This window comes from Rufibacter sp. DG15C (genome assembly GCF_001577755.1).
In the GTDB taxonomy this organism is placed as follows: Bacteria; Bacteroidota; Bacteroidia; order Cytophagales; family Hymenobacteraceae; genus Nibribacter.
This window is the reverse complement of the sequence record NZ_CP010776.1, coordinates 1,730,224-1,752,310: the sequence shown is the minus strand read 5'-3', so window position 1 is coordinate 1,752,310 and position 22,087 is coordinate 1,730,224. Positions and strand designations below refer to the sequence as shown.

Sequence of the window (22,087 nt, the reverse complement as noted above, 5' to 3'; positions counted from 1 at the left end):
GTTTCCCAGAAAAGAAGCTAAAAATGAATGGGTAGTTATCTGCCTACTTTTCCCTGGCCCAGACCAATCTGCACGCCAATGGACGGTATGATGGAGATACCGGAGAAGTCCTCGGTTTCGCCTTTCAACAACTCATAGGTACCGTATTTCTGGTAGAACATGGACAGGGACGGCAACAGGTAAATGCGCTTGGCCCCCACCTTGGCGTTCACAAACAGCCCATAAGACGCGAAATCCTGCTTTCTGGTGAGGCCCTCCAGTTTAACCGCTTTGCCGCCGCCTACTTTCTCATACAGCTTGCCCGGTACTAAGCCATATTCCACAAACGTGTGGTTGTACGCCACCCCGAAGGAGATATTCCCGAACTCCTCATCTGGCCCAAACGACCGGCTGAACGTCAAGGGCACCAACACGTCTTTTCTGGCGGCCTTAAACTCCAGCACCGAGCTCAGCTTGTTCAAAAACAGTTTGTCAAAGATGTCTGAGTTCTGGCCCGCGTACTGTACGCCCACACTGCCATACCATCTTTCGGCGCCCGCGTTGGTGCCCGCTTCTGGCCCTAAAAACTGGTAATTGGCATCCAGCACGTGCACGCCAGAGGCGTACTTATAGCCCACGTCTACTCGTGGCAAGACACCATAGCGCACATAAAAATCAAAGGTGGGGCCCACTGGGTCTAGCGAATAGGCAATGGCGGCTTTGGTGGCAGATTTTACCAGCCCGTCATAGTACACAGAGTCGCGGTTGGCCAGGGCTACAATGGCGTCCTCGGTGACGTCTTTCAACTGCCCGATAGGCTCAGAGGCTATATTCCCCCCAAAGTTAGCGCCAGCCTTGAACTGCCCGTGCGGTGTCACGCGCCCCGAATGGATGATGGACCTGGGTGCGGTACAGCTGGTCACGGCCAACAAGCCTACTACTGCAAGTTGTATTTGCCACGAAGCCATTTTCGCTACGTCCGTTAGTTTCTTTACAAAAGGGAATGTCATTGTATCTGAGATTAGAAGAAGTCGTTGAAAGGAAAGCGTTTTCTGGGTGTTGCGGGAAGGTTGCTTTTTGCTTTGTTCAAAGCAGGACAAAGATACACCGCTTCTCCCCTATCTGGTCATGTAAAATAACATTCCCTTGAAATGGGTTTGCGGTAGTGCTTTCTAGGAGTAATGCTTGTTTTTCAGAATCTATCTTGCCGTTAAAGAGGCTTGACTGCATCTAAGCCGCCGTTGTTGGTGTTCTCACCAACGACCTAGACTGCCTCCTAAGCTATAGTGATTTTTATAACCGTTTTTGTGCACGCAGTTGGGTGTTCCTGAGAAGGTTCTTTCTTCCGGTGCCCTTATGCCGCCTCGTTTCATCTTGTCCGCCAAGCGCTCGCGGCCGCAGGGCCCCGTCTTCCCGCCTCGCGCTGTACCAGCTTGTCTCTTCTGCGTAGCATCGCCTTTGACCGGCCAACCAATCCTGCCTTGTTCAACCGCCGTCTTGTCAGAGGTGGCAACCTGCTTAGGCGACTCGCCGGAAAGACTGGATTAGGTGCCAGTAGTATGGCCTTTACTATTTGGATTCCCCCTTGAGGGGCGCGAAAGGGGGTGTTAACTCGAGTGAATAAATAAATCAAATAACAATTGACAATTAGCAATCAACAACCAGTAATTCATTTTCAGGCTGTTTCCCAGAAAACGGCCCAAAAATGAAGCGACGGGTAAGACATTTCTATAAGTGCCGGGGTATGCCTAATTTTGCGGTTCTTGATTTTACTCCATGATGAAATTCTTAAGGCCTAGGCCGTTGCGGGAAAGTGTGTATGCGGCCTTGCTGCTCTCGCTGGGGCTGGCCATGCTGTTCTATACTATTTGCCGGGTTCTGTTCTTTGTGTTTAACCAAGGCTTCTTTGAGGAAACGTCGTTCTCAGACTTGCTGTATTTGATGCTGGCGGGCTTGCAGTTTGACCTCTCGGCGGTGTTGTACACCAACGCACTGTTTCTGGTGCTCATGATTCTGCCGTTCCCGTTCAGATACCATCCTGTCTATAGAAAGGTGGTGAAATGGGTGTTTTTGGTGTGCAATGCCATCGGGATAGCTTTTAACAGCATTGACTTTGTATACTATCGCTTCACACTGCGGCGTACCACGGCCAGCGTGGTGCAGGAGTTCGGGAATGAGAACTGGGGTAAGTTTGCGACTAGCTTTCTAGTGGACTTCTGGTACGTACCCGTGATCTGGATTGCGCTGGTAGTGGCCTTGGCTTGGCTGTACAACCGCATTGAGTTGGTTCGGCCCAAGAACCTCAACCCTTGGTATTACTATCCATGGCACACGGCGCTTATGTTGCTGACGGTGGGTTTGACCATTGTGGCCATTAGAGGCGGCATTCGGCACAGTACGCGGCCTATCACCTTGAGCAACGCAGGTCAGTACGTGGAGCGTCCGCAGGAGATGTACATCGTGCTCAACACGCCCTTTTCGGTCATCAGAACGCTCAACAAACCTACCTACCAGAAGATTACGCACTACCAGGAACCCGAGCTGTCACAGCTGTTCAATCCTATTCATCAGCCGGCGGACAGCGGGCAGTTCACGCCTAAGAACGTGGTGGTGATTATTTTAGAGAGCTTCGGGAAGGAGGCCATTGGCGGCTACAACCAGCACCTGGAAGACGGCAAATACACGGGCTTCACGCCGTTTATAGACTCCTTGATGACGCAGAGCAAGGTCTACTGGAACTCGTTCGCCAACGGAAGGCGGTCCATTGACGCGCTGCCCAGCGTGCTCACGGGTATTCCCAGCGTGCAGGAGCCCTTTGTGCTCACACAGTACGTCAGCAACACCTTGCCAAGTTTGCCGCGCACCCTGCGGGAGAAAGGCTACCAGACCTCGTTCTTCCATGGCGCACCCAACGGCTCCATGGGCTTTGACGCGCTCATGAATTTGATGGGTGTGGAGCAGTATTACGGCATGACGGAGTATGGCAAGCCCGAGGACTTTGACGGCATGTGGGGCATCTGGGATGAGGAGTTTCTGCAGTTCATGGCGGGCAAGCTGAGCACGTTTAGGGAGCCGTTCATGAGCGCGGTGTTTACCACCACTTCGCACCACCCGTACCGGATACCGGACCGCTACAAAGGCAAATTCAAGAAGGGACCGTATGAGATTTTTGAGTGTATAGGCTATTCAGACATGGCCCTGCGCAAATTCTTTGAGACGGCCAGCAAAGCGCCTTGGTTCAAGAACACCTTGTTTGTGATTACGGCAGACCATTCGGCCACGTACACCTATTACCCAGAATACCAGACGGCCTGGGGAAACTTTGCCGTGCCCATCATGTTTTACGCGCCCGGTGACCCTGGTTTTAGAGGCGTGGAGAAAGACCGCGTGGTACAGCAACTGGACATCATGCCCACGGTGCTGGGCTACCTCAAGTATGACAAGCCCTACTTCTCCTTCGGGAAGAACATGTTGAACCCCACCGAGGGCAATTTTGCCGTGAACTACCAGGGCGGCTATCAATGGACCGAGGGCGAGTATCTGCTGCAGCATGACGGTGCCAACGCCTTGGGTCTTTTCAATTACCGCGAGGACAAGTTCCTTAAAAAGGACTTGAAGGGCACCCTGCCTGAGATTCAGACGCCCATGGAGCGTAAGCTCAAAGCCTTTATCCAGCAGTACAACAACCGAATGGTGGATAACAAACTGACGGTCAACAGCAGCAAGTAACCTACTTTCTTTTTTTGGCTGTTTCTCAGAAATCAGCCCGAAAACGAAGGCGTTTCTTGAAGCAAATCTGCCTTTCTACAAAGGTCTCTAAACAAGTGCCTCTTTCTCAGTGTTTACCGTAGATACAAACATCATTCTACCTGAACATTATGAAAAAAAACCTATCAACTACTTTCGCCTTGCCCTTCTGGAAGTCGGGTTGGGCAACCCTTGCGCTTGGCGCCATTTTATTCACCGCCTGTGAACCCAAACGCACGGTAGACAGTGAAGCCGGCGCACGTGACGAGGCCAAAGACGCCGCAGGCATGGACACCGAAATACTTCCTGCGGATACCGGTTCCCAGGCAGTGACCACAGACACCAGCATGGTACGCCTGAAACCAACCGGTCCTAAACCAGCCTGGGGTTCTACTATCACGCCGCCCATGCAGGCCGTCATGGAGAAACTGGCGAGCTACGGGTCCAAACCTATTCCGCAGTTGACGGCCGCCCAGGCCAGAACCAATCCTACGCCCACCACTGCGGTCATGGACCTGATGAGGGAAAATAACATTAAGATGCCGCCCAGCAAGGTAGATACCGTGGGCAAGATGATTCCGGTGCAGGGTGGGCAGATTCATGCGCGCGTCTACACGCCTAAAACCGGCAAGTCGTCGTATCCGGTCATTGTCTACTACCACGGCGGGGGCTGGGTCATTGCCGATTTGAACACCTATGACGGTTCTGCCAGAGGCTTAGCCGAGCAAGCCGATGCCATTGTGGTATCCGTGGCCTACCGCCAGGCGCCTGAGCATAAATACCCAACGGCCCACAACGACGCCTTTGCCGCCTACAAATGGGCACTGGCCAATGCCGCCTCCATGAAAGGCGACCCTAAGAAAGTGGCTGTTGTGGGGGAAAGCGCCGGAGGCAACCTGGCCGCCGCCGTGAGCATGATGGCCCGCGACCAGAAAGTACAGATGCCGGTGCATCAGTTGCTGGTCTACCCCATTGCCAGCTACAACACCACCTCGCCGTCTTACCAGAAATACGCCAAGGCCAAGCCGCTGGACAAGCCCATGATGGAGTGGTTCTTCAAACAGTATTTGAACAGCCCAGCAGATGGCAAGAAGCCTTGGATTGACCTGGTGAACGCCAACCTGAAAGGCCTTCCGCCCACCACCATCGTGGCGGCTGAGATTGACCCTCTGGCCTCTGAGGGACAGACCCTGAACGACAAGCTGAAAGCCGCCGGCGTGGAGACCGACTATCAGAAATATGATGGCGTCACGCATGAGTTCTTCGGGATGGCTACCGTACTGCCCGAGGCCAAGAACGCCCAGGCCCAGGCTGGCATGGCGCTCAAGCAAGCCTTCAACAAATAAGCCATTTTTAAGCTAAATCCTGGAAAACAGGCCAAAAACGCTTCGGCGGGGTTGGCCTGTTTTCTTTGGTAGGCCCTAGTAAATAATCTGACTTTCTTTCTGGTTTCTGAAACCATACCAGCACAACAATTGTATATACAATAGTTATAGTTACTTTTGCAACAGATGAACCTGGAAGACGAAATAAAACAGAAATCCTTTACCAGTCCGTATCACCGGATGGCCGTGAACATCATGTTCACCGGTAACTGGCTGCACAAGGAGTTGGCGAGCACGGTACGTCCGTTCGGGGTTTCTTTGCAACAGCACAACGTATTGTCCATTCTGCGGGGCCAGCACCCAAATCCGTGCATGTTGGGCGTCATCCAAGAACGCATGCTGGACCGTGAGTCCAATGCCACACGCCTGGTAGACAAGCTTTTGGAGAAAGGGTTAGTTAGCCGTTGCCAGTGCCCTGACAACCGGCGCAAGGTGGACATTGTGATTACCGAGAAAGGTTTGGAGCTCTTGAAGCAGATTGATTCTGTGATTAAGGACTTCCAAAGCAGATTCGGGCATTTGACCGAAGAGGAAGCAACCCTATTGGGCAACCTGCTGGACAAAGTGCGCCAACGCTAATATTTTTTTATCCATATACTTGTATACACAACTTTTGTTCGTACATAAATTTTAACAAAATGAATACCCAACCGCTTTTAACCCCATACAAATCAGATTTCCTGGACCTACGCAACCGCCTGGTGATGGCGCCCATGACGCGTAGCCGTTCTACCAACCCAGAGAACGTAGCTACAGAATTGACCGCCAAATACTATGCGCAGCGTGCCAGTGCCGGTTTGATTGTTTCTGAAGGGACGCCAATCAGTGCCAAGGCCATTGGCTACATCAACGTGCCGGGCATTTACACAGACGCGCAGGTAGAAGGCTGGAAACTGGTCACTGACGCCGTGCACGCCAAAGGCGGAAAAATCTTCGCCCAGTTATGGCACGTGGGCCGCATGTCGCACCCAGACTTTCATAACGGCGAGTTGCCGGTAGCGCCGTCGGCGGTGAACCCCAATGACAAAGCCTATACCCCGCAGGGTTTCAAAGACACCGTAACGCCCAGAGCGCTGGAAACGTTTGAGGTGAAAGCCATTGTGCAGGACTTCAAGAACGCCGCCGCCAACGCTGTGAAAGCAGGGTTTGACGGCGTGGAGATTCACGCTTCTAACGGCTACCTGTTGCACCAGTTCTTCAACAGCCAGACCAACGTGCGTACCGACGAATACGGCGGGTCTGTAGAGAACCGCGCCCGCATTCTGTTTGAGGTGCTGGATGCCGTGAAAGAAGTCATTGACCTGAGCAAAGTAGGCGTTCGTCTGAACCCTTCCATGCACGGCGGCTTCGGGATTGAATTGACAGAGGACGCCCCTGAGCAGTTTGAGTACATCATCTCTAAACTGAACGACTATTCCCTGGCCTACCTGCACCTGACAGAAGCCGGTGCCAAAGCCCGCGAATTGCCCCACGCCATCAAAGAGGTGGCCCAGCATTTCAGAGGAATTTACAAGGGCACGCTGGTGACCAACGGCGGCTACACGCAGGAGAGCGGCAACAAGGTCATTGAGGCAGGCCACGCAGATTTAGTGGCCTACGGCGTGCCGTACATTGGCAACCCAGACTTGGTAGAGCGCTTCGCGCAGCACGCACCCTTGAACCAGGCAGACCCTAACACCTTTTATAGCCCAACCGGCGAAAAAGGCTACACAGATTATCCTGCTTTGGCAGAACTCTCTGAGACTAAATAAGTACATACCTATATCACTGCATATATAAGAAAAGGCCGCGCTGTTAGTGCGGCCTTTTTGTTTTTGGCCTCTTTTCCAGAAAACAGGCTGAAAACGAAAGTAGTATCATCGTCCTTATGTAGGCTAAATAAATAACACACCTAATGTCATCCTGAAAGGACCTTGTGAGCGAACTAGAAAAGCGGTTAGGAAATGCTATAACAGCATGCCCACCAAGACCCTTTCAGGAGGATAAAGAAGTAGATGTCTATTTTTCTCTTTTCCCGCTCTTGCTCATTTCATTAGCAGTCAGATAATCCGTAATTTTAAGGCTGTGTTTGAGACTGAGGCGTCCATGAGTTCCCCTTCCCCATCTTTTGCAGTTGTGCACCTGTTTTCTACCGGCTCCTACAGCCGGAAGCAGGGCTTGCTGCAGGTGGGAATTCTGTCCTTGCACAGAGGCCAGAGCATGCTGAAGGAGTGGTTCATCAACCCAGAGGTGGAGTTCGGGCGGAGCGCCTACCAGCAGTCCAAAATAAGTAAGGAGCAGGCCAAAAACGCGGAGACCTGGGCCGAGCAAAAAGAAGAAATCCAAGCCTACCTAAGCACCTTCACGCACGTCTTTTACTTTCAGGAACGCCATGAGCAGGCTTGGCTCAAGCACCACGTGGTGGCGTACATGGACCATCCGCCGGTCCTCGCAGATTTGGCCTTGCTGTCGTCGTATTTTCTGCCGCACTTGAATTTGATGGAGATGGCAGATCTAGTGGCCTTATCCAGCGCGGCGCAGAAAAAACCGGCCTCCCTTCCCATGCACGGGGCCTTGGCTGCCTTGCACGACCAGCTCTACCGGCTCATAGAAGTCCTGCTGCAAAACATTGCCAGCACCCCGGAAAACGAGCAAGGCCAGCCTACGCTCTTCATGCAGTTATTGAGCCAGGTGTTGGCTTTGGGGTCCTTGCACACGGCCAGCGCGTGGCGGGCCTTGCTGGTGGCTACTGAGTCTGTGGAAGCAATGGAGTCACCTAACATGGCCTGGCTCACCCCGCCTGCTACGGTAGAGACGCCAGTCTTGCCTTTCCATTTGCGAAGTCTGTTTACTAAATGGTTGCCCACGGTGCCCGAAGCGCCCACAGTCAAACCAAGACCGGACATTCTTCCGCCTAACAACAAGAACATTCAGGATGCTTTGCAGGCCTGGTACCACCGGTATGACTTGCCGGAGCGCTACCCGCAGATGCAGTACTCCTTGTTCTGCAACAAGGCCATTGCGGGCAAAGGAACCTTCGCGGCAGAGGCCGGGACCGGCACCGGCAAAACCATGGGCTACCTCATTGCCGCCGCTGAGCTTCTGCGCCTGAACCCCGGCCGGAAAGTAGTGGTGGCCACGGCTACCAAAAATCTGCAGGAACAGATTGTACAAGGCGAGATTCCAAGACTGCGCTTCAAAGAAGGTTTGCACGCGCACCTACGCCCGGCCATTGTCAAAGGCAAGAACAACTACCTGTGCCTGTCTGCCTTGCTCAACATTTATGACGAGCTGGTGGTGCAGGGCAAAGGCTACATCAAGGAAGGGTTGAGCTGGCTGTACCTGGTCATGCGCGTATACTATACCCAGGGCGAGATTGAAGAGATTCCGCAGAACATACGGGCAGTCTTGCCAGATACGTCCAGGTTGTTAGCCGAGGCCAACGCCCAGGAAGTCTGCGTACCCCAGCTGTGCCATGAGCCAGCCAAGTGCACGTATGCCCGTCACATGGAGCTGGCCTACGCCGCCGATATCATCGTGACCAACCACCACAAGCTATTGCAGTTCCCACCCAAGCTCACCGAGCTCATCAAGCACTGCATCATTGATGAGGCCGACCAGTTCCCCGACAATGCCCGCCACGCCTTGAGCACCGGCTTCAACCTAGGCATGCTGGAGGCGCGTTTGTTGCGTCCTTTGCTGGGCACCAACATGCGCAAGGGCTTCCTGGACGTGGTAGGCGACCGCGTGCTCAAAGGCTTCGAGACCGAGACGGCCTTGCTGGTCATGGACGAGATTGACTCCATCTACCGCGACTGCCAGACTGTGAAAGAAAGCAGCGACCGCTTGCAGGCCTTGCCCATTCCGAACGGCGAACAGCGCTGGCAGGAAGACGTGTCTTTTGAGGAAAAAGGCAGGTGGGTGACCAGAAACTACAGCGCAGATATTGAACAGACCTTACAGGAATTGCGCACGGCCATTCAGTTTGTGGCTGGCAAGCTGGAACGCATCCACAAGTTCCTCAAAAAGCCCGATGACAAGACCTACGGCCGACTAGAGACCTACCGGGAGAAAGCCGCTGAGTTCGCGGACACCCTGCAAAAAATCACCAGTGACTTCCCTAGCCGAAAATGGATTCATGTGCTGGAGAAAGGCAGTCAGTATTGGGCCGTGAGCAAGGTGCCGTACTATCTGCAATATGAGATGGAGACCTTGCAACAGGCCTATCCAAGTTTGCTCTTCACCTCGGCCACACTGTACGTAGCCAGTTCCACGCAATACTTCCGGAACCAGCTAGGCCGAGCCGAGCCTTTTGATAAAGAGATTCGGCAGTTGTCGCCGTTCAACTATGAACAGCAGGAACAGGTGCAGGCCGTGGTACCCGCCTTCATTCCATGTTTTGACTACAAGATGCCGCCCGCTGAGAAACAGGCTTGGCACCAGACCGCCATGGAGACCCTGCTTAAATGCATTGTAGCTTTGAACGGCAGAACCCTGGTGCTCTTCACCAGCCGAAGAGACATGGACGCCGCCTATAACTGGCTCCATACTAGATTGCCGGCCTATGACATTGAACTGCTCCGGCAGGAAGGCACCAGCCTCTGGGAGATTCGGCGGTTCCGGCAAGAGGAGCATTCCGTGTTACTGGGGTTAGACCGCATGTGGTCGGGCGTGGATTTTCCGGGGGTGACGCTGTCGCAGGTGATTGTCTTTAGGTTGCCCAATCCGTCCATCAGCAACCCGTTGGTGGCGCACCGCAAAGAAGTGGAAGGCGGTATGTTCTGGGGCAAGTTCTATTATCCAGCCAGTCAGCATAAGTTGCGGCAGGGCTTCGGGCGTTTGGTGCGCCGGGAGAAGGACAAAGGCGCGTTCGTGATTCTGGATTCCAGGGTGGTGCATTCCTCTACCATGAACCACTTCAGGACCGAGTTGCCTGTGGAGATTGTGCCCTTCCAAACTGAGAATGAGTTGCAGACGTGGCTGCTGGAGGATTTGCTTCCTTCCTTGAAGCTGTATTCAGAATGGGAGCGCCGGCAGGTTTCCTTGAATCCGTCAGTAGAGCCGTAGTCAGTTCCCAGGCACATCGTTCTTGACTTGTTTTGCGGAAAAGAGGCTAAAAACAGCTTGCCTTTTCAATCTAAAATGACGCAACCCTCTCCCCATACTTGCCCTTGCCAAACGCAGATTCTCCCCTTGAGGATTGCCCAAACGAGAGTTTGAGGCAGCGAGCGGTAGCTCTGTAGAGGGGTGTTTACAATTGCCTTTTTATTCCACACACAAACATTTTCATTTGCTTCGTAAGCATTGAAAGTAATGATTCTGTACTTCTACCTCTTACAGAGAAAACTATATAAATTGGTTATTGCAGGGACAAGGCAGTGCCTTACCTCTTGCGCATCAACTTCTTTGCTGGAATTAAGCTGCTGATGTAAACACCCCTCTACAGAGCTACCGCTCGCTGCCTCAAACTCTCGTTTGGGCAATCATCAAGGGGAGAATCTGTGCATAGCCAGCCCTTCTTAGTTGCCTAGATTACATTTATCGAAATCCGTTTTTAGCCTATTTCCCAGAAAACAGACGAAAAACAGCGGCAACACACCCTTTTGGAAAGGCTCCTTCAGCGTAGCTTCCATCATAGTCAAACCACGCCAGCAGAATTATTTTAGCCAGAAAACGCAGGTTTCCTCACTTTTTCCGGGGGTATTAAAGTTTCTCCGTTAACTTTGGGCAATTTATACATACCCCATTGCCATGCCCAAAGATCAATCCATCAAGTCTGTCTTAATCATTGGTTCTGGTCCTATTGTCATTGGACAAGCCTGTGAATTTGACTACTCCGGCTCGCAAGCCGCCCGTTCTCTGCGCGAGGAAGGGATTGAGGTCACCCTCATCAACTCCAACCCGGCCACCATCATGACCGACTCCATCACGGCAGACAACGTCTACCTGTTACCGCTGGAGAAAAAGTCGATTGTGCAGATTCTGGAAAAGCATAGGATTGACGCGGTGCTGCCTACCATGGGAGGACAGACCGCGCTGAACCTGGCCATTGACTGTGACAAAGCCGGTATCTGGAAAAAATACGGCGTGAGGATGATTGGCGTAGACATTGGCGCCATTGAGACCACTGAGGACCGTGAGAAATTCCGTCTTTTGATGATTGAGCTGGACGTGAATGTCTGCAAAGGCCACACCGCCACCTCGTTCCTAGAGGGCAAGGAGATTGCCCAGGAGATTGGCTTCCCGCTGGTGATACGTCCGTCGTTCACCTTGGGCGGAACCGGTGGTGGCTTTGTGAACACCCCAGAGGAGTTTGACGCCGCCTTGACCCGCGGCCTGCATGCCTCTCCCACCCACGAGGTACTGGTAGAGCAAAGCATCATGGGCTGGAAGGAATACGAGCTGGAGCTGTTGCGCGACAACATCGGCAACATCATCATCATCTGCTCCATTGAGAACTTTGACCCGATGGGCATACACACCGGAGACTCCATCACGGTGGCCCCGGCCATGACCCTGCCAGACACGGTCTACCAGCGCATGCGCGATTTGGCCATCAAGATGATGAACGGCATCGGGCAGTTTGCCGGCGGTTGTAACGTGCAGTTCTCGGTGAACCCAGAAGATGACACCATCATCGCCATTGAGATTAACCCGCGCGTGAGCCGCTCCTCGGCACTGGCCTCCAAAGCCACGGGTTATCCAATTGCCAAAGTAGCCGCCAAACTGGCCATTGGCTATAACTTAGATGAATTGCAGAATTCCATCACCAAGACCACCTCGGCGTTCTTTGAGCCCGCACTGGACTACGTGATTGTGAAGATACCGCGCTGGAACTTTGACAAGTTCAAGGGCGCCAACAAAACGCTGGGCTTGCAGATGAAGTCTGTAGGCGAGGTGATGGGCATTGGACGGACGTTCCAGGAGGCTTTGCAGAAGGCCTGCCAAAGCCTGGAGATTAAGCGCAACGGACTGGGCGCCGATGGCAAGGAGAAAACCAACTATGACCAGCTCATGGACAGTCTGGCCAACCCTAGCTGGGACCGCCTGTTCACCATCAAAGACGCCATGAAGTTTGGCGTAGCCTCCAGCACCATCCATAAAGTAACCAAGATTGACCCGTGGTTTTTGCAGCAGATTGAAGAGCTGGAACTTACTGAGCGCGAAATCCTGAAATACCACATTGACAACATCCCGGCAGACCTCATGCGCACCGCCAAGGTGAAAGGCTTCGCCGACAGGCAGCTGGCCTACCTGCTGCGTTGCAAGGAGAGCGAAGTGCACGACAAGCGCACCAGCATGGGCATTACCCGCGTGTTCAAGATGGTGGACACCTGCGCCGCCGAGTTTGAGGCCCAGACGCCGTACTTCTACAGCACCTTTGACGGCGAGAACGAGAGTATTCCTTCTGACCGCAAAAAGGTGGTAGTGCTGGGTTCGGGCCCTAACCGCATTGGCCAAGGCATTGAGTTTGACTACTCGTGCGTGCACGGCGTGTTGGCCGCCCGCGAATGTGGCTATGAGACCATCATGATTAACTGTAACCCAGAGACGGTGTCTACAGACTTTGACATCTCTGACAAGCTCTACTTTGAGCCGGTGTTCTGGGAGCACATCTATGACATCATTCTGCATGAGAAACCAGAAGGTGTGATTGTCCAATTAGGCGGACAGACCGCCTTGAAACTGGCCGAGAAACTGACCCGCTTCGGGATTAAAATCATGGGTACCACCTATGAGAGCCTGGACTTAGCCGAAGACCGCGGCGCCTTCTCTACCCTGTTAAAAGACAACGACATCCCATACCCGCCGTTCGCGAGCGTGACCTCCGCTGAGGAAGCCTTGGAAGTGTGCAAGGATCTGAAGTTCCCGCTCTTGGTGCGCCCTAGCTACGTGTTGGGTGGCCAGAACATGAAAATTGTCATCAACGAGAAAGAACTAGAGGCGCAGGTACTGGACATCTTAAAAGACAGCCCGGGCAACCATGTACTCCTAGACCATTTCCTGGACCGCGCCATTGAAGCCGAAGCCGATGCGATTTGTGACGGCGAGAACGTGCAGATTCTGGGCATCATGGAGCATATTGAGCCGGCCGGTATTCACTCAGGAGACTCGTATGCGGTGCTTCCGCCGTTTGACCTGAGCGAGAACGTGATGAACCAGATACGCGAGTACACCAAGAAGATTGCCCTGGCACTCAACACGGTGGGCCTCATCAACATCCAGTTCGCCATCAAGAACGAGATTGTCTACATCATTGAAGCCAACCCGCGCGCCAGCCGCACGGTGCCGTTCATTGCCAAAGCCTACGGCGAGCCGTATGTGAACTGGGCCGCCAAAGTGATGCTGGGCGCCAACAAGGTCACAGACTTTACCTTCAACCCGAAGCTGGACGGCTACGCCATCAAGGTGCCGGTCTTCTCGCACAGCAAGTTCCCGGAAGTAAACAAGGAGCTTGGACCCGAGATGAAATCTACCGGTGAGGCCATCTACTTCATTGACAACCTGGAGGACGACTATTTCACTAAGATTTACTCTGAACGCAACCTGTACCTGAGTAAGTAATTTGTGCGTTGCACGATAATCAAAACAGAAAGGCCGCCCCATAATGGAGCGGCCTTTCTGTTTTAGTAATAATTCAACTGTAGAGACCAGGCACTGCTTTGTCTTTGGCAGGCATTTCCTTCTAGTCCGGTTTTGGCCTACTTTCCAGAAATCAGGCCAAAACCGGAATTTTAAACCTAGGCCTTCTGCTTCTTGGTAGGCACTACTTGTTTCTGCTCAAACTCCTCAATTTCTCCCCTCTGCAGCCTACCTAAATACTCACTGGAGGCGGCCAGAACTTTAGGCGCCAAGACTAAGGCGCAGGTCATGGTAGGAATGGCCATGAGTGCGAAGGCAGTGTCTACTAAATTAATCACTGAGGTGAGCGTCACCACTGATCCGATGATGATGGTGAGGATGTAGAAGTAGTCGTAGAAACGGCGGTACTTAAACCCGAACAGGTAGGTAAAGCACTTGGAGCCGTAGTAGCAGTAAGAGAACAGGGCCGTAAACGCAAAAATAAACACGCAGATCACCAGAAGATACTTGCCTACGTGCGGCATGGCGGCACCAAAGGCCTCTGAGGTCATAGAGACCCCGTTGCCCGTGTTGGTGTCCCAGACACCAGTCACCAGAATAGCCAGGCCGGTCATGGTACATACCACAATGGTGTCAATGAAAGGTTCCCACATAGCCACCAGGCCTTCACGCACGGGCTCATTGTTCCGGGACTCGCCGTGCATCATGTCGGCGGTGCCAATTCCGGCTTCATTGGAGAAAGAGGCGCGGCGGGCACCCATGATGATGATTTGAATCACAGAGCCTCCCAGCACGGCTTTGCCAGTGAACGCGTCTTCAAAGATGAGGGCGAACATGCCAGGCACCGCCTCCAGGTTAGAAAACACAATGTAAATCACCGACCCCGAGAATAACACCACCATAAACGGCACCAGTTTGGTAGCCACCGCGGCAATCCGCTTTAAGCCTCCAAACAGAATAATGGACACCAGAAATGCGAAGGCCATGCCCATCAAAAGGTTAGAGACAAACAGGTTCTCCTCTCCCACCACTCCACTGGGTTTTAAGAGGACATCGGTTAAAATCTGCGTCAGCTGGTTGGCCTGAAATAGCGGCAAGGTGCCAAACAGACCGGCACCGGCAAACAGGATGGACAAGGGCTTCCATTTCTTGCCTAATCCTTCGGTCACTATGTACATGGGCCCGCCCTCTACCTCGCCTAGTTCATTGCGGCCCCGGTACATGATGGCGAGCGTGCAGGTAAAGAACTTGGTGGCCATACCCACCAGGGCGCTTATCCACATCCAGAACAAGACGCCCGGTCCGCCCATGGCAATGCCCACGGCCACGCCACTGATACTGCCCATGCCAATGGTAGACGCCAAAGCGCCGGCCATGGCCTCAAAAGGGGTGATCTGTCCGGCGGCATTAGGGTCTTGGTATTTGCCCCGTATCACCGCAATGGAATGTTTCAACATCCTGAACGGCACCAACCGGCTGTAGAGCATGAGAAACAACCCGCCTCCCATCAATAAAATCAACAAAGGCATTCCCCAGGCCAGACTGCTGGCCTCGGCTAAAAAAGCATCTATTTTTTGCACGTGAATTCTGTTAAATAAGTAAAGCCGCTTTAGAAAGCAGGGCGCAAAAGTAAGCGCCGTTTTTGACTTATTTTCATGAAACGAGGCGAAAAACTAAAATCTCTATAGATTTAGTAGAGATTGTAAAATCAGTAACAAAACATCCCTTTTGCTATTCCAAGCAAATAACCAGAGTAACTCACTGAGGGAGAAAATCTTATAAGTTTTCAAGTAAACATTCAGGAGAGAAAACGTGCTTTTAACTCAGGGGTAGGCAGTAGGCAGCTTTCCTGTTGACCAAACCACCGGTAGCGGTTTCTGGATACAAAGTCATACACGGCATCTCGTAGAAAGGAAGGCACTACTACCAAGGCGTACGTCCAGGACCAGGCTCCATGCAAGCGGCGGGCAATGCGCAGCGCGGCGGTGGACTGCTTATAAAGCCTCCCGTCCTCCAGAAGCAGCACCGTCTGGAAGTTCTGGGTGTGCAGGCCGTGCTCTTTTAGGATCTGCTGCCCTAGTTCAGATTGCAAGGCGGCAAAATGGAAACGGCCTGCGGGGTCATGTTGAATGACAAACTGTACAAATCCGTTACAAAGGTTGCAGACGCCGTCAAACAGGATGGTGGTGGGCAGGGAAGCTTGCATAGAAAAAGGTAAGAGAACCTGCGGGAAATACGCATTGCCCCGGGCTTGGTTGAGTTCTTCCAAAGAACCGACTTTTTGGGCAAAGAATAAATTTCAGATAAAATATAGCACCTTTCTGAGAATAGGTCGTAAAAGAGGATTCGTAACCTAAAACCAAATCAACATTATACACTTAACCTGTCAAAGACTATGAAAAAGACATTTTTAAACGTGTTCGCAGCAGTCGCTTTTGTAGCCGCTTCAGCACTTACTTCTTGCTCTGGAAGCACTGAAACCACTACAGACACAACCTCTACAGATATGTCTACTGAGACTGGTACTACAGACGGCACCACTACGGGTACCACTAGCACCACCACCGGTACTACTACAGGAACAACCACAGGCACTACAACTGGTACCACTACGGGTACTACCACCGGTACTACTACTGGAACCACAACAGGAACTACCACTGGTACAACTACCGGCACAACTGGTACCACTACAGGCACTACTACTGGTACCACCACCGGCACTACTACTGGAACCACCACTGGTACTACTACTGGTCGCTAAGCACTCCCTGTTCTGTTAAAGAACACTTTGCATAAAGCAGAAAAGGCAAAGCCGTTTGGTTTTGCCTTTTCCATTTCCTGCCACGCTACCTCCTATTGACCATGCACCTTCTACAGCAGTATTTGCACCGTGTGTTTTACGCTGATACCCGCGCCCTGTCCCTTATGCGCATTTGGGTGGCCAGCGTCCTGCTTCTAGACATCCTCACCCGGGTCACCGACCTAGAGGCCCATTATTCCAACATGGGCATTCTGCCCCTGCACACCCTGCACGCCAACGCCTGGAACCAGTACTACTTCTCCCTTCACACGCTGAGCGGCCTATGGCAGTTCCAAGCGGTGTTGTTTGCCATTGCGGCGGCAGCGGCCATAAGTCTAATGTTAGGCTATAAAACGCGCTGGGCTACGGTCATCTCCTGGCTTCTACTGCTGTCCATTCAAAACAGGAACCCGCTCATCACCCAGTCCGGTGATAGTCTTTTGCGCATGCTCTTGTTCTGGGGAATGTTCCTGCCTTGGCACCGCCATTATTCCCTGGATGCAAGAAAAGCCCTAAAAACAGAACCAGCTCCAGTTTCTACCTTCTACTTCAGTGCCGCTACGTTTGCCTACCTCTTGCAGGTGGCTTGGGTATATGTGTTCACCGCCCTGCTCAAGTCGGGACCCGAGTGGACGACCACCGGCACGGCCTTGTACTACGCCCTCAGCATTGACCAGATCTTAATGCCGGGCGGCCGCGTGCTGTACCAGTACCCAGAGCTCATGAAGTTCCTGACGCACGCCACCATGTTTGTGGAGTTGTGGTTGCCGTTTGTCTTACTCATCCCCTGGAAGAATACGTGGTTTAGGATGGTGTTCATTCTGGCCATTGTTGGCTTGCACATTGGCATCAGTCTAACCTTGTTTGTAGGCTTGTTCTACCTCATCAGCATCTCGGCGGTGATTGGCTTGCTGCCTACGCCCGTCATGGATTTTCTGGATAGAAGGCTCTGGCTGGGTTATGCCAAAATACAGCGGCGCTGGAGCGCGGCCACCCAGCAGTGGAGGTCGCCGGTTAGGGTGCAGGTGCAGTGGGAATCACCAAGGTGGGCGCGCAACTTTCCTATCATTGCGCTGCGCGAAGTCTTGGTCTTAACTGCCGTGGTCATTGCCTTCTGGTGGAACGTAGACACCCTCAACAAACCAAACCTAGTCAAACTGCCTGAATCTACCCAGCAAGTGGCCTTGGTGCTGCGGCTGGACCAGAACTGGAGCATGTTTGCCCCCAACGTGTTCAAAGACGATGGCTGGTACGTGCTGGAGGGCATCAACCTGAAGGACAAAAAAGTAGACCTCAACCAACAGGGCAAGGAGCCAGACACCATCAAGCCGGCCAGCGTAGTAAGCCTTTTTAAGAATGACCGTTGGCGCAAGTACTCAGAGAACTACCTCTTTGCGCCCAACGCCTTCATGCGCCCTTACTACTGCTTTTACCTCCTGCGCCGCTGGAACGAGACCCACGTTGGCGATGAGAAGATTGACGAACTTTCCATTGTCTACATGAAGGAAACCACCCTACCCAACTACAAAACCAAACCCCTTCAGCGCGAAGTCCTCTGCCACTGCAAACCTTAGTTTGGAGACACAAGATGTAAGACGCAAGACATAAGATTTTCTTGTCGTGCTATATTAAAAGTCTTACATCTTGTGTCTTGCGTCTTGTGTCTCTTTTCTAAACTGATTTCGTATACAACAGCTAGATGTGTTTTTCAATTTTAACCAGAAAGGAGGAAACCATGCCACAAGGAGATAAATCTGCCTACACCGACAAACAGAAGCGGCAGGCCCAGCATATTGAGGAAAGCTACGAGAAGAAAGGTCTTTCTGAAGACGAAGCCGAAAAACGCGCCTGGGCTACCGTGAACAAACATGACGGCGGCGGTAAGAAAAGCGGCTCCGGAAAAAAGAGCTAAGCTTTTTGCAGCATATCATGGAAAACCCGTTTTGGGCCTGATTTCTCAGAAACAAGCCAAAAACGGGTTTCTTGTTTACAGACTACTTAATATTAGGAAACGGAAGCCTATAAGACAGACTGAATTTCTTGCCGTTAATTTCTACCGCCTGTTTCTCTTTAAGGGATTTAGACAGTTTCAAAAAGCTTTCAAATTGGGCTATGGGCAGGTAGATGCTGTATAACTCCTCGTTTCTGCTCACGGTATCAGGGCTTTTCAAGTCGGGCCAGGTGGCAGGCCACTGGGCGGCTTTCTCCTTAGAGTGGCTATAGTCTGTGACCAATACTTCTATTTTCTCTGGCATCCATGGCGTGGCCTTTGCATGTGAGAAGCTTCTGAGGTAATCATACACGGTTAAGAAAGCTTTGGGCGTAGCAGACCGCGCCTCATCGTTTCTCAGGTTGCCATACACTCTGTACGTTCTGGTGGTATCAAAATTCAAGATAAGCTCATTGGTGGGCTGGTCTGTGGCGCCATTGGCTTCCATAAAAGAGGGTAGTTTCAAGAGGCTATCTGAGAAACCCATCTTGTAAATCTCGGCTTGCGTTTCTTCCTTGCTCAGGCTCAAAGTAAAGTACCTCACCTGTCTGTTTTCAACCTTCTTGTAGATGATTTGCCCGTTTTCATACAACACAAAGGTGGGCACATCAGACCCGATGACCATGAGCCAAGGATCCACTTCGGTGAGCACTACCATAGGCACTCCATACTCCTCATTGTAGGTTTGGGCAAATGTAAAACTGGTCAAAAAAAGGAGGAAGCTGGTTAGCAGTGTCTTGCCCATAGGTGTTTAAATAAAGCGCGTGCTCAAGGCTACTAATAAAAGCAAAAAGGGCTGAACTTTGGCAAAGTCCAGCCCTTGGGTATCAGAAATACTTTTTGCTACACCCGCACTTTTCTTAAACTAGCCGCTACTGCAGCAGACACCAAGCCCGCAAACAAGTAGTAGCCAATGGTGAGGGCTTGGGTTTCACGGGTTCTGTTGCTAGGCGCAGTGCCTAACCCCATAGGACCGGGTAACAAGACCCCTCCTAGACCAGCGGCCGCGCCCAAAATGGTGCCTTTGGCCAAGGCCTTTTTACCGCCACCCACTAAGCTATAGTACAAACCATTAGAAATGATGTCGCCTACCATAGACCAGGTGTGCAGCTTGTCGTCATTGGGCGGCGTCTGGCCGGCGTAGCGCATGCCTTTGGCAATGGCGCGCATGCCCAGTACGTCCATGCGCGGGGCGTTGGGATAGAACCGGCGCACGGTCTCATGCACCAGCGTCACGGCTACGGCGCCGGCCAAGCCACTCAGACCCGCGCGCACCCATTTGCTCATGCGTTTCTTCTTGGGCTTCTTGGTGGTTTTGGTTCGTTTATTTTTGGTTTGAGCAGGTTCCATGGTTTCATTCTGGGTGCCTCTCAAGGTTAGTCGCTTTGCCATAGTTTCTTAGATTTTCTTCCCTCCTTTTAACCTGTTTTCTGTGTGAAGGTTGCCTGTCCTTGCATGAAAGCCATATCGTTTTTGGCCTGTTTTAGCCAAAAGGGGCCAAAAACGGAAACTGAATCTTTTTGCGTACTTTTGTGTCATACATCCGGCGGCGGGCACATAGCCCACGCCTTTTTTATTTAGGCCGAACACTGGCCATTTCCATTCAGAATGACATTCTCAGATCTTAATTTAATTGAGCCTCTTTTGCAAGCGTTGCACGAAGAAGGCTATACCCATCCCACGCCCATTCAAGAACAAGCCATCCCGCCTATCTTGAACGGAGATGACATCTTAGGCTGCGCCCAAACCGGAACCGGTAAAACTGCCGCCTTCAGCTTGCCGTTGTTGCAGCGTTTGCACGAAGCAGGACCGGCGCACCCAGCCAAAGCCATCAGAGCCTTGATCCTGACGCCTACGCGTGAGCTGGCCTTGCAAATTGGCGAGAGCATTGCCGCCTACGGCCGGTATACCAATATTAAGCACACCGTGATTTTTGGCGGCGTGGGCCAGACCCCGCAGGTAGAACAAATCCGGAGAGGTGTTGACATAGTCGTAGCCACTCCCGGCCGTCTGTTAGATTTAATGAACCAGGGCCTGCTTTCCATTAAGCACCTGGAAACGTTTATCTTAGACGAGGCTGACCGCATGCTAGACATGGGCTTTATCCATGACGTGCGCAAAGTGATTGCCCAGATCCCGGCCAAGCGCCAGACGCTGTTGTTCTCGGCTACCATGCCCCAGGAAATCCAGAAGCTGTCTAGCAGCGTACTGCGGGACCCGGTGTATGTAGAAGTGACGCCCGTTTCCAGTACCGCTGAGAAGATTGCCCAGAAAGTGTACTTCGTGGATAAGACCGCCAAGCGTGCTTTGTTAAGACATTTACTGGAGACCGGTGATATCTCCCGTGCCCTGGTATTCTCCCGCACCAAACACGGCGCCGATAGAATTGCCAAGGACTTGGCCAAAGCCGGCATCTCGGCGCAAGCCATTCACGGTGACAAAGCCCAGAGCACAAGAGTAAAAGCCCTGACCCAGTTCAAGAACAACGAGCTGCGCGCCCTGGTAGCCACAGACATTGCCGCCCGCGGTATTGACGTGGATGACCTGACGCACGTGATCAACATTGACCTGCCCAATGAGCCCGAAACCTACGTGCACCGCATTGGCCGTACAGGCAGAGCGGGCGCCGAAGGGTTGGCCCTTTCTTTCTGTGATGACACTGAGCTGCCATACCTACGCGACATTGAGCGCCTGACCAAGCAGACCATTGAGATTGATGAAGAGCACCCGTTCCACATTGATTACAAGAAGCTCCCCTTGACTGGCGGAAAGTCTACGGACAAAATTGCCAAAGCCGGCAACGGCGGCGGTGGTAACCGAGGCTTCAGACAACCGCAGGCGGGCAGACCACAGTCCTCACGCAAGCCAAAGCCATCAGGTAGTGGTGGAAGTGCAGCGGGCGGCGGTAGCGCCTCTGGCGGTGGCGGAAACAGAGACAGACGCTCTGGTTCTGGTGGCGGTGGCCGCAGATCTGGCGGAAGGTAATTCTCCTCATCACCCCATACTAAAACAAAGAAGCCGGACACAATGCGTGTCCGGCTTCTTTGTTTACAGGAAAAAGCGTTTCTGCTTATCTTCCTGACTTGTTGCGGTTCTTATTGGCTTTTCCTTGGCCAACCCATCCGCTAGACTTGGCTGCCCAGTAGCTGGCGCCTAAGGCTAAGGCTGCACCGCCTACTACTTTTTGAGTAGTGGTTAGGCCACCGTAAGAACGTGACACAGTAGAACCGAAGTCTTTCACGGCCTGTGGCACCTGGATGTTGCTTAATGAGCTGGTGATGCTGCCCAAGATGCCGCTGCTCTGCTGACCTTGACGGTCTTGCTGCTGACGGTCCTGCTGCTGGCCACGGCCGCTGAACTGGCTTTGCTGCTGTGCGCTAGGGCTCTGTTGGCTTTGGCTCTGTGAAGTATAGCTAGGTTGTCCCTGCTGCTGGCTGCTGGCAGAAGCGTTTTGGCTTCTTGACTGTGCAGAAGAAGTATTTTGGTTGCTAGCTGATGGATTATTTTGCGAAGAGGCAGAAGACTGTTGTCCTGCTTGGTTGGTTCTGTTTTCCATAGTATTAAAGTAAGTTAAGTGGTACTAAAAATTTCGTTCTATCATTGGCTTCCCTTGCGGGCAAC

The 22,087-nt window shown here is 52.4% G+C and carries 16 protein-coding genes; 10 read left to right on the top strand and 6 right to left on the bottom strand.

The annotated features are described in order from the left end of the window. Positions 1-35: 35 nt before the first annotated feature. Positions 36-947 (bottom strand): hypothetical protein, encoded by a 912-nt coding sequence (locus TH61_RS07455; RefSeq protein ID WP_066507909.1) that lies wholly within the window; start codon positions 945-947, stop codon positions 36-38. 808 nt (positions 948-1,755) lie between these two features. On the opposite strand from TH61_RS07455, the gene TH61_RS07450 reads away from it, so the two are divergent. The 6 genes from TH61_RS07450 (at position 1,756) to carB (ending at position 13,655) form a co-directional block, all read left to right on the top strand. Further along, entirely contained in the window at positions 1,756-3,708 is a 1,953-nt protein-coding gene (locus TH61_RS07450) for an LTA synthase family protein (protein WP_157600638.1), read from the top strand. 149 nt (positions 3,709-3,857) lie between these two features. Continuing rightward, positions 3,858-5,072 (top strand): alpha/beta hydrolase, encoded by a 1,215-nt coding sequence (locus tag TH61_RS07445; RefSeq protein ID WP_231862317.1) that lies wholly within the window; start codon positions 3,858-3,860, stop codon positions 5,070-5,072. Between the two features lie 165 nt (positions 5,073-5,237). Beyond that, positions 5,238-5,690, top strand: coding sequence for a MarR family winged helix-turn-helix transcriptional regulator (locus tag TH61_RS07440; RefSeq protein ID WP_066507908.1), 453 nt, complete (start codon positions 5,238-5,240; stop codon positions 5,688-5,690). A 59-nt stretch (positions 5,691-5,749) separates the two neighbouring features. Then, a complete protein-coding gene (locus TH61_RS07435) occupies positions 5,750-6,862 on the top strand; it encodes an alkene reductase (protein ID WP_066507906.1) in 1,113 nt (370 codons plus the stop codon). Between the two features lie 334 nt (positions 6,863-7,196). After that, on the top strand, positions 7,197-10,157 hold the full coding sequence (locus TH61_RS07430) for an ATP-dependent DNA helicase (protein ID WP_066507904.1): 2,961 nt from the start codon (positions 7,197-7,199) through the stop codon (positions 10,155-10,157). Positions 10,158-10,841: 684 nt separating this feature from the next. Further along, positions 10,842-13,655, top strand: a complete 2,814-nt coding sequence (gene carB / locus TH61_RS07425; RefSeq protein ID WP_066507903.1) for a carbamoyl-phosphate synthase large subunit — start codon at positions 10,842-10,844, stop codon at positions 13,653-13,655. 176 nt (positions 13,656-13,831) lie between these two features. On the opposite strand, the gene TH61_RS07420 is transcribed toward carB, so the two are convergent. Both TH61_RS07420 and TH61_RS07415 read right to left on the bottom strand, forming a co-directional pair. Further along, a complete protein-coding gene (locus TH61_RS07420; protein ID WP_369796931.1) occupies positions 13,832-15,253 on the bottom strand; it encodes an alanine/glycine:cation symporter family protein in 1,422 nt (473 codons plus the stop codon). Between the two features lie 218 nt (positions 15,254-15,471). Beyond that, the gene (locus tag TH61_RS07415; RefSeq protein ID WP_231862316.1) at positions 15,472-15,942 is read right to left on the bottom strand and encodes a thiol-disulfide oxidoreductase DCC family protein; all 471 of its coding nucleotides are present in this window, start codon (positions 15,940-15,942) and stop codon (positions 15,472-15,474) included. 126 nt (positions 15,943-16,068) lie between these two features. On the opposite strand from TH61_RS07415, the gene TH61_RS17810 reads away from it, so the two are divergent. The 3 genes from TH61_RS17810 to TH61_RS18230 all read left to right on the top strand — a co-directional run bounded on the left by TH61_RS17810 (position 16,069) and on the right by TH61_RS18230 (position 18,388). Then, complete coding sequence (locus TH61_RS17810; protein ID WP_157600636.1) at positions 16,069-16,437, top strand: hypothetical protein; 369 nt, start codon at positions 16,069-16,071, stop codon at positions 16,435-16,437. Positions 16,438-16,538: 101 nt separating this feature from the next. Beyond that, a complete protein-coding gene (locus tag TH61_RS07405; RefSeq protein WP_066507901.1) occupies positions 16,539-18,050 on the top strand; it encodes an HTTM domain-containing protein in 1,512 nt (503 codons plus the stop codon). A gap of 161 nt (positions 18,051-18,211) precedes the next feature. Continuing rightward, positions 18,212-18,388, top strand: a complete 177-nt coding sequence (locus TH61_RS18230; protein WP_197464114.1) for a hypothetical protein — start codon at positions 18,212-18,214, stop codon at positions 18,386-18,388. Positions 18,389-18,470: 82 nt separating this feature from the next. Here TH61_RS18230 and TH61_RS07395 read toward each other — a convergent pair whose 3' ends face one another. Continuing rightward, the gene (locus TH61_RS07395; protein ID WP_066507895.1) at positions 18,471-19,211 is read right to left on the bottom strand and encodes a hypothetical protein; all 741 of its coding nucleotides are present in this window, start codon (positions 19,209-19,211) and stop codon (positions 18,471-18,473) included. Positions 19,212-19,309: 98 nt separating this feature from the next. Continuing rightward, complete coding sequence (locus tag TH61_RS07390; RefSeq protein ID WP_231862315.1) at positions 19,310-19,858, bottom strand: hypothetical protein; 549 nt, start codon at positions 19,856-19,858, stop codon at positions 19,310-19,312. A gap of 216 nt (positions 19,859-20,074) precedes the next feature. Between TH61_RS07390 and TH61_RS07385 the strand changes: the two genes are divergently transcribed. Beyond that, positions 20,075-21,451 (top strand): DEAD/DEAH box helicase, encoded by a 1,377-nt coding sequence (locus TH61_RS07385; RefSeq protein ID WP_066507894.1) that lies wholly within the window; start codon positions 20,075-20,077, stop codon positions 21,449-21,451. An 85-nt stretch (positions 21,452-21,536) separates the two neighbouring features. Here the strand turns inward: TH61_RS07385 and TH61_RS07380 are convergent, their stop codons facing one another. Then, on the bottom strand, positions 21,537-22,022 hold the full coding sequence (locus TH61_RS07380; RefSeq protein ID WP_066507892.1) for a hypothetical protein: 486 nt from the start codon (positions 22,020-22,022) through the stop codon (positions 21,537-21,539). Positions 22,023-22,087 lie beyond the last annotated feature (65 nt).

What these genes read in the sequence shown, in the direction of transcription:
- TH61_RS07455 (WP_066507909.1), bottom strand. Translation starts at nt 947, where the DNA reads ATGGCTTCGTGGCAAATACAACTTGCAGTAGTAGGCTTGTTGGCCGTG.
- TH61_RS07450 (WP_157600638.1), top strand. Translation starts at nt 1,756, where the DNA reads ATGATGAAATTCTTAAGGCCTAGGCCGTTGCGGGAAAGTGTGTATGCG.
- TH61_RS07445 (WP_231862317.1), top strand. Translation starts at nt 3,858, where the DNA reads ATGAAAAAAAACCTATCAACTACTTTCGCCTTGCCCTTCTGGAAGTCG.
- TH61_RS07440 (WP_066507908.1), top strand. Translation starts at nt 5,238, where the DNA reads ATGAACCTGGAAGACGAAATAAAACAGAAATCCTTTACCAGTCCGTAT.
- TH61_RS07435 (WP_066507906.1), top strand. Translation starts at nt 5,750, where the DNA reads ATGAATACCCAACCGCTTTTAACCCCATACAAATCAGATTTCCTGGAC.
- TH61_RS07430 (WP_066507904.1), top strand. Translation starts at nt 7,197, where the DNA reads ATGAGTTCCCCTTCCCCATCTTTTGCAGTTGTGCACCTGTTTTCTACC.
- carB (WP_066507903.1), top strand. Translation starts at nt 10,842, where the DNA reads ATGCCCAAAGATCAATCCATCAAGTCTGTCTTAATCATTGGTTCTGGT.
- TH61_RS17810 (WP_157600636.1), top strand. Translation starts at nt 16,069, where the DNA reads ATGAAAAAGACATTTTTAAACGTGTTCGCAGCAGTCGCTTTTGTAGCC.
- TH61_RS07405 (WP_066507901.1), top strand. Translation starts at nt 16,539, where the DNA reads ATGCACCTTCTACAGCAGTATTTGCACCGTGTGTTTTACGCTGATACC.
- TH61_RS18230 (WP_197464114.1), top strand. Translation starts at nt 18,212, where the DNA reads ATGCCACAAGGAGATAAATCTGCCTACACCGACAAACAGAAGCGGCAG.
- TH61_RS07395 (WP_066507895.1), bottom strand. Translation starts at nt 19,211, where the DNA reads ATGGGCAAGACACTGCTAACCAGCTTCCTCCTTTTTTTGACCAGTTTT.
- TH61_RS07390 (WP_231862315.1), bottom strand. Translation starts at nt 19,858, where the DNA reads ATGGCAAAGCGACTAACCTTGAGAGGCACCCAGAATGAAACCATGGAA.
- TH61_RS07385 (WP_066507894.1), top strand. Translation starts at nt 20,075, where the DNA reads ATGACATTCTCAGATCTTAATTTAATTGAGCCTCTTTTGCAAGCGTTG.
- TH61_RS07380 (WP_066507892.1), bottom strand. Translation starts at nt 22,022, where the DNA reads ATGGAAAACAGAACCAACCAAGCAGGACAACAGTCTTCTGCCTCTTCG.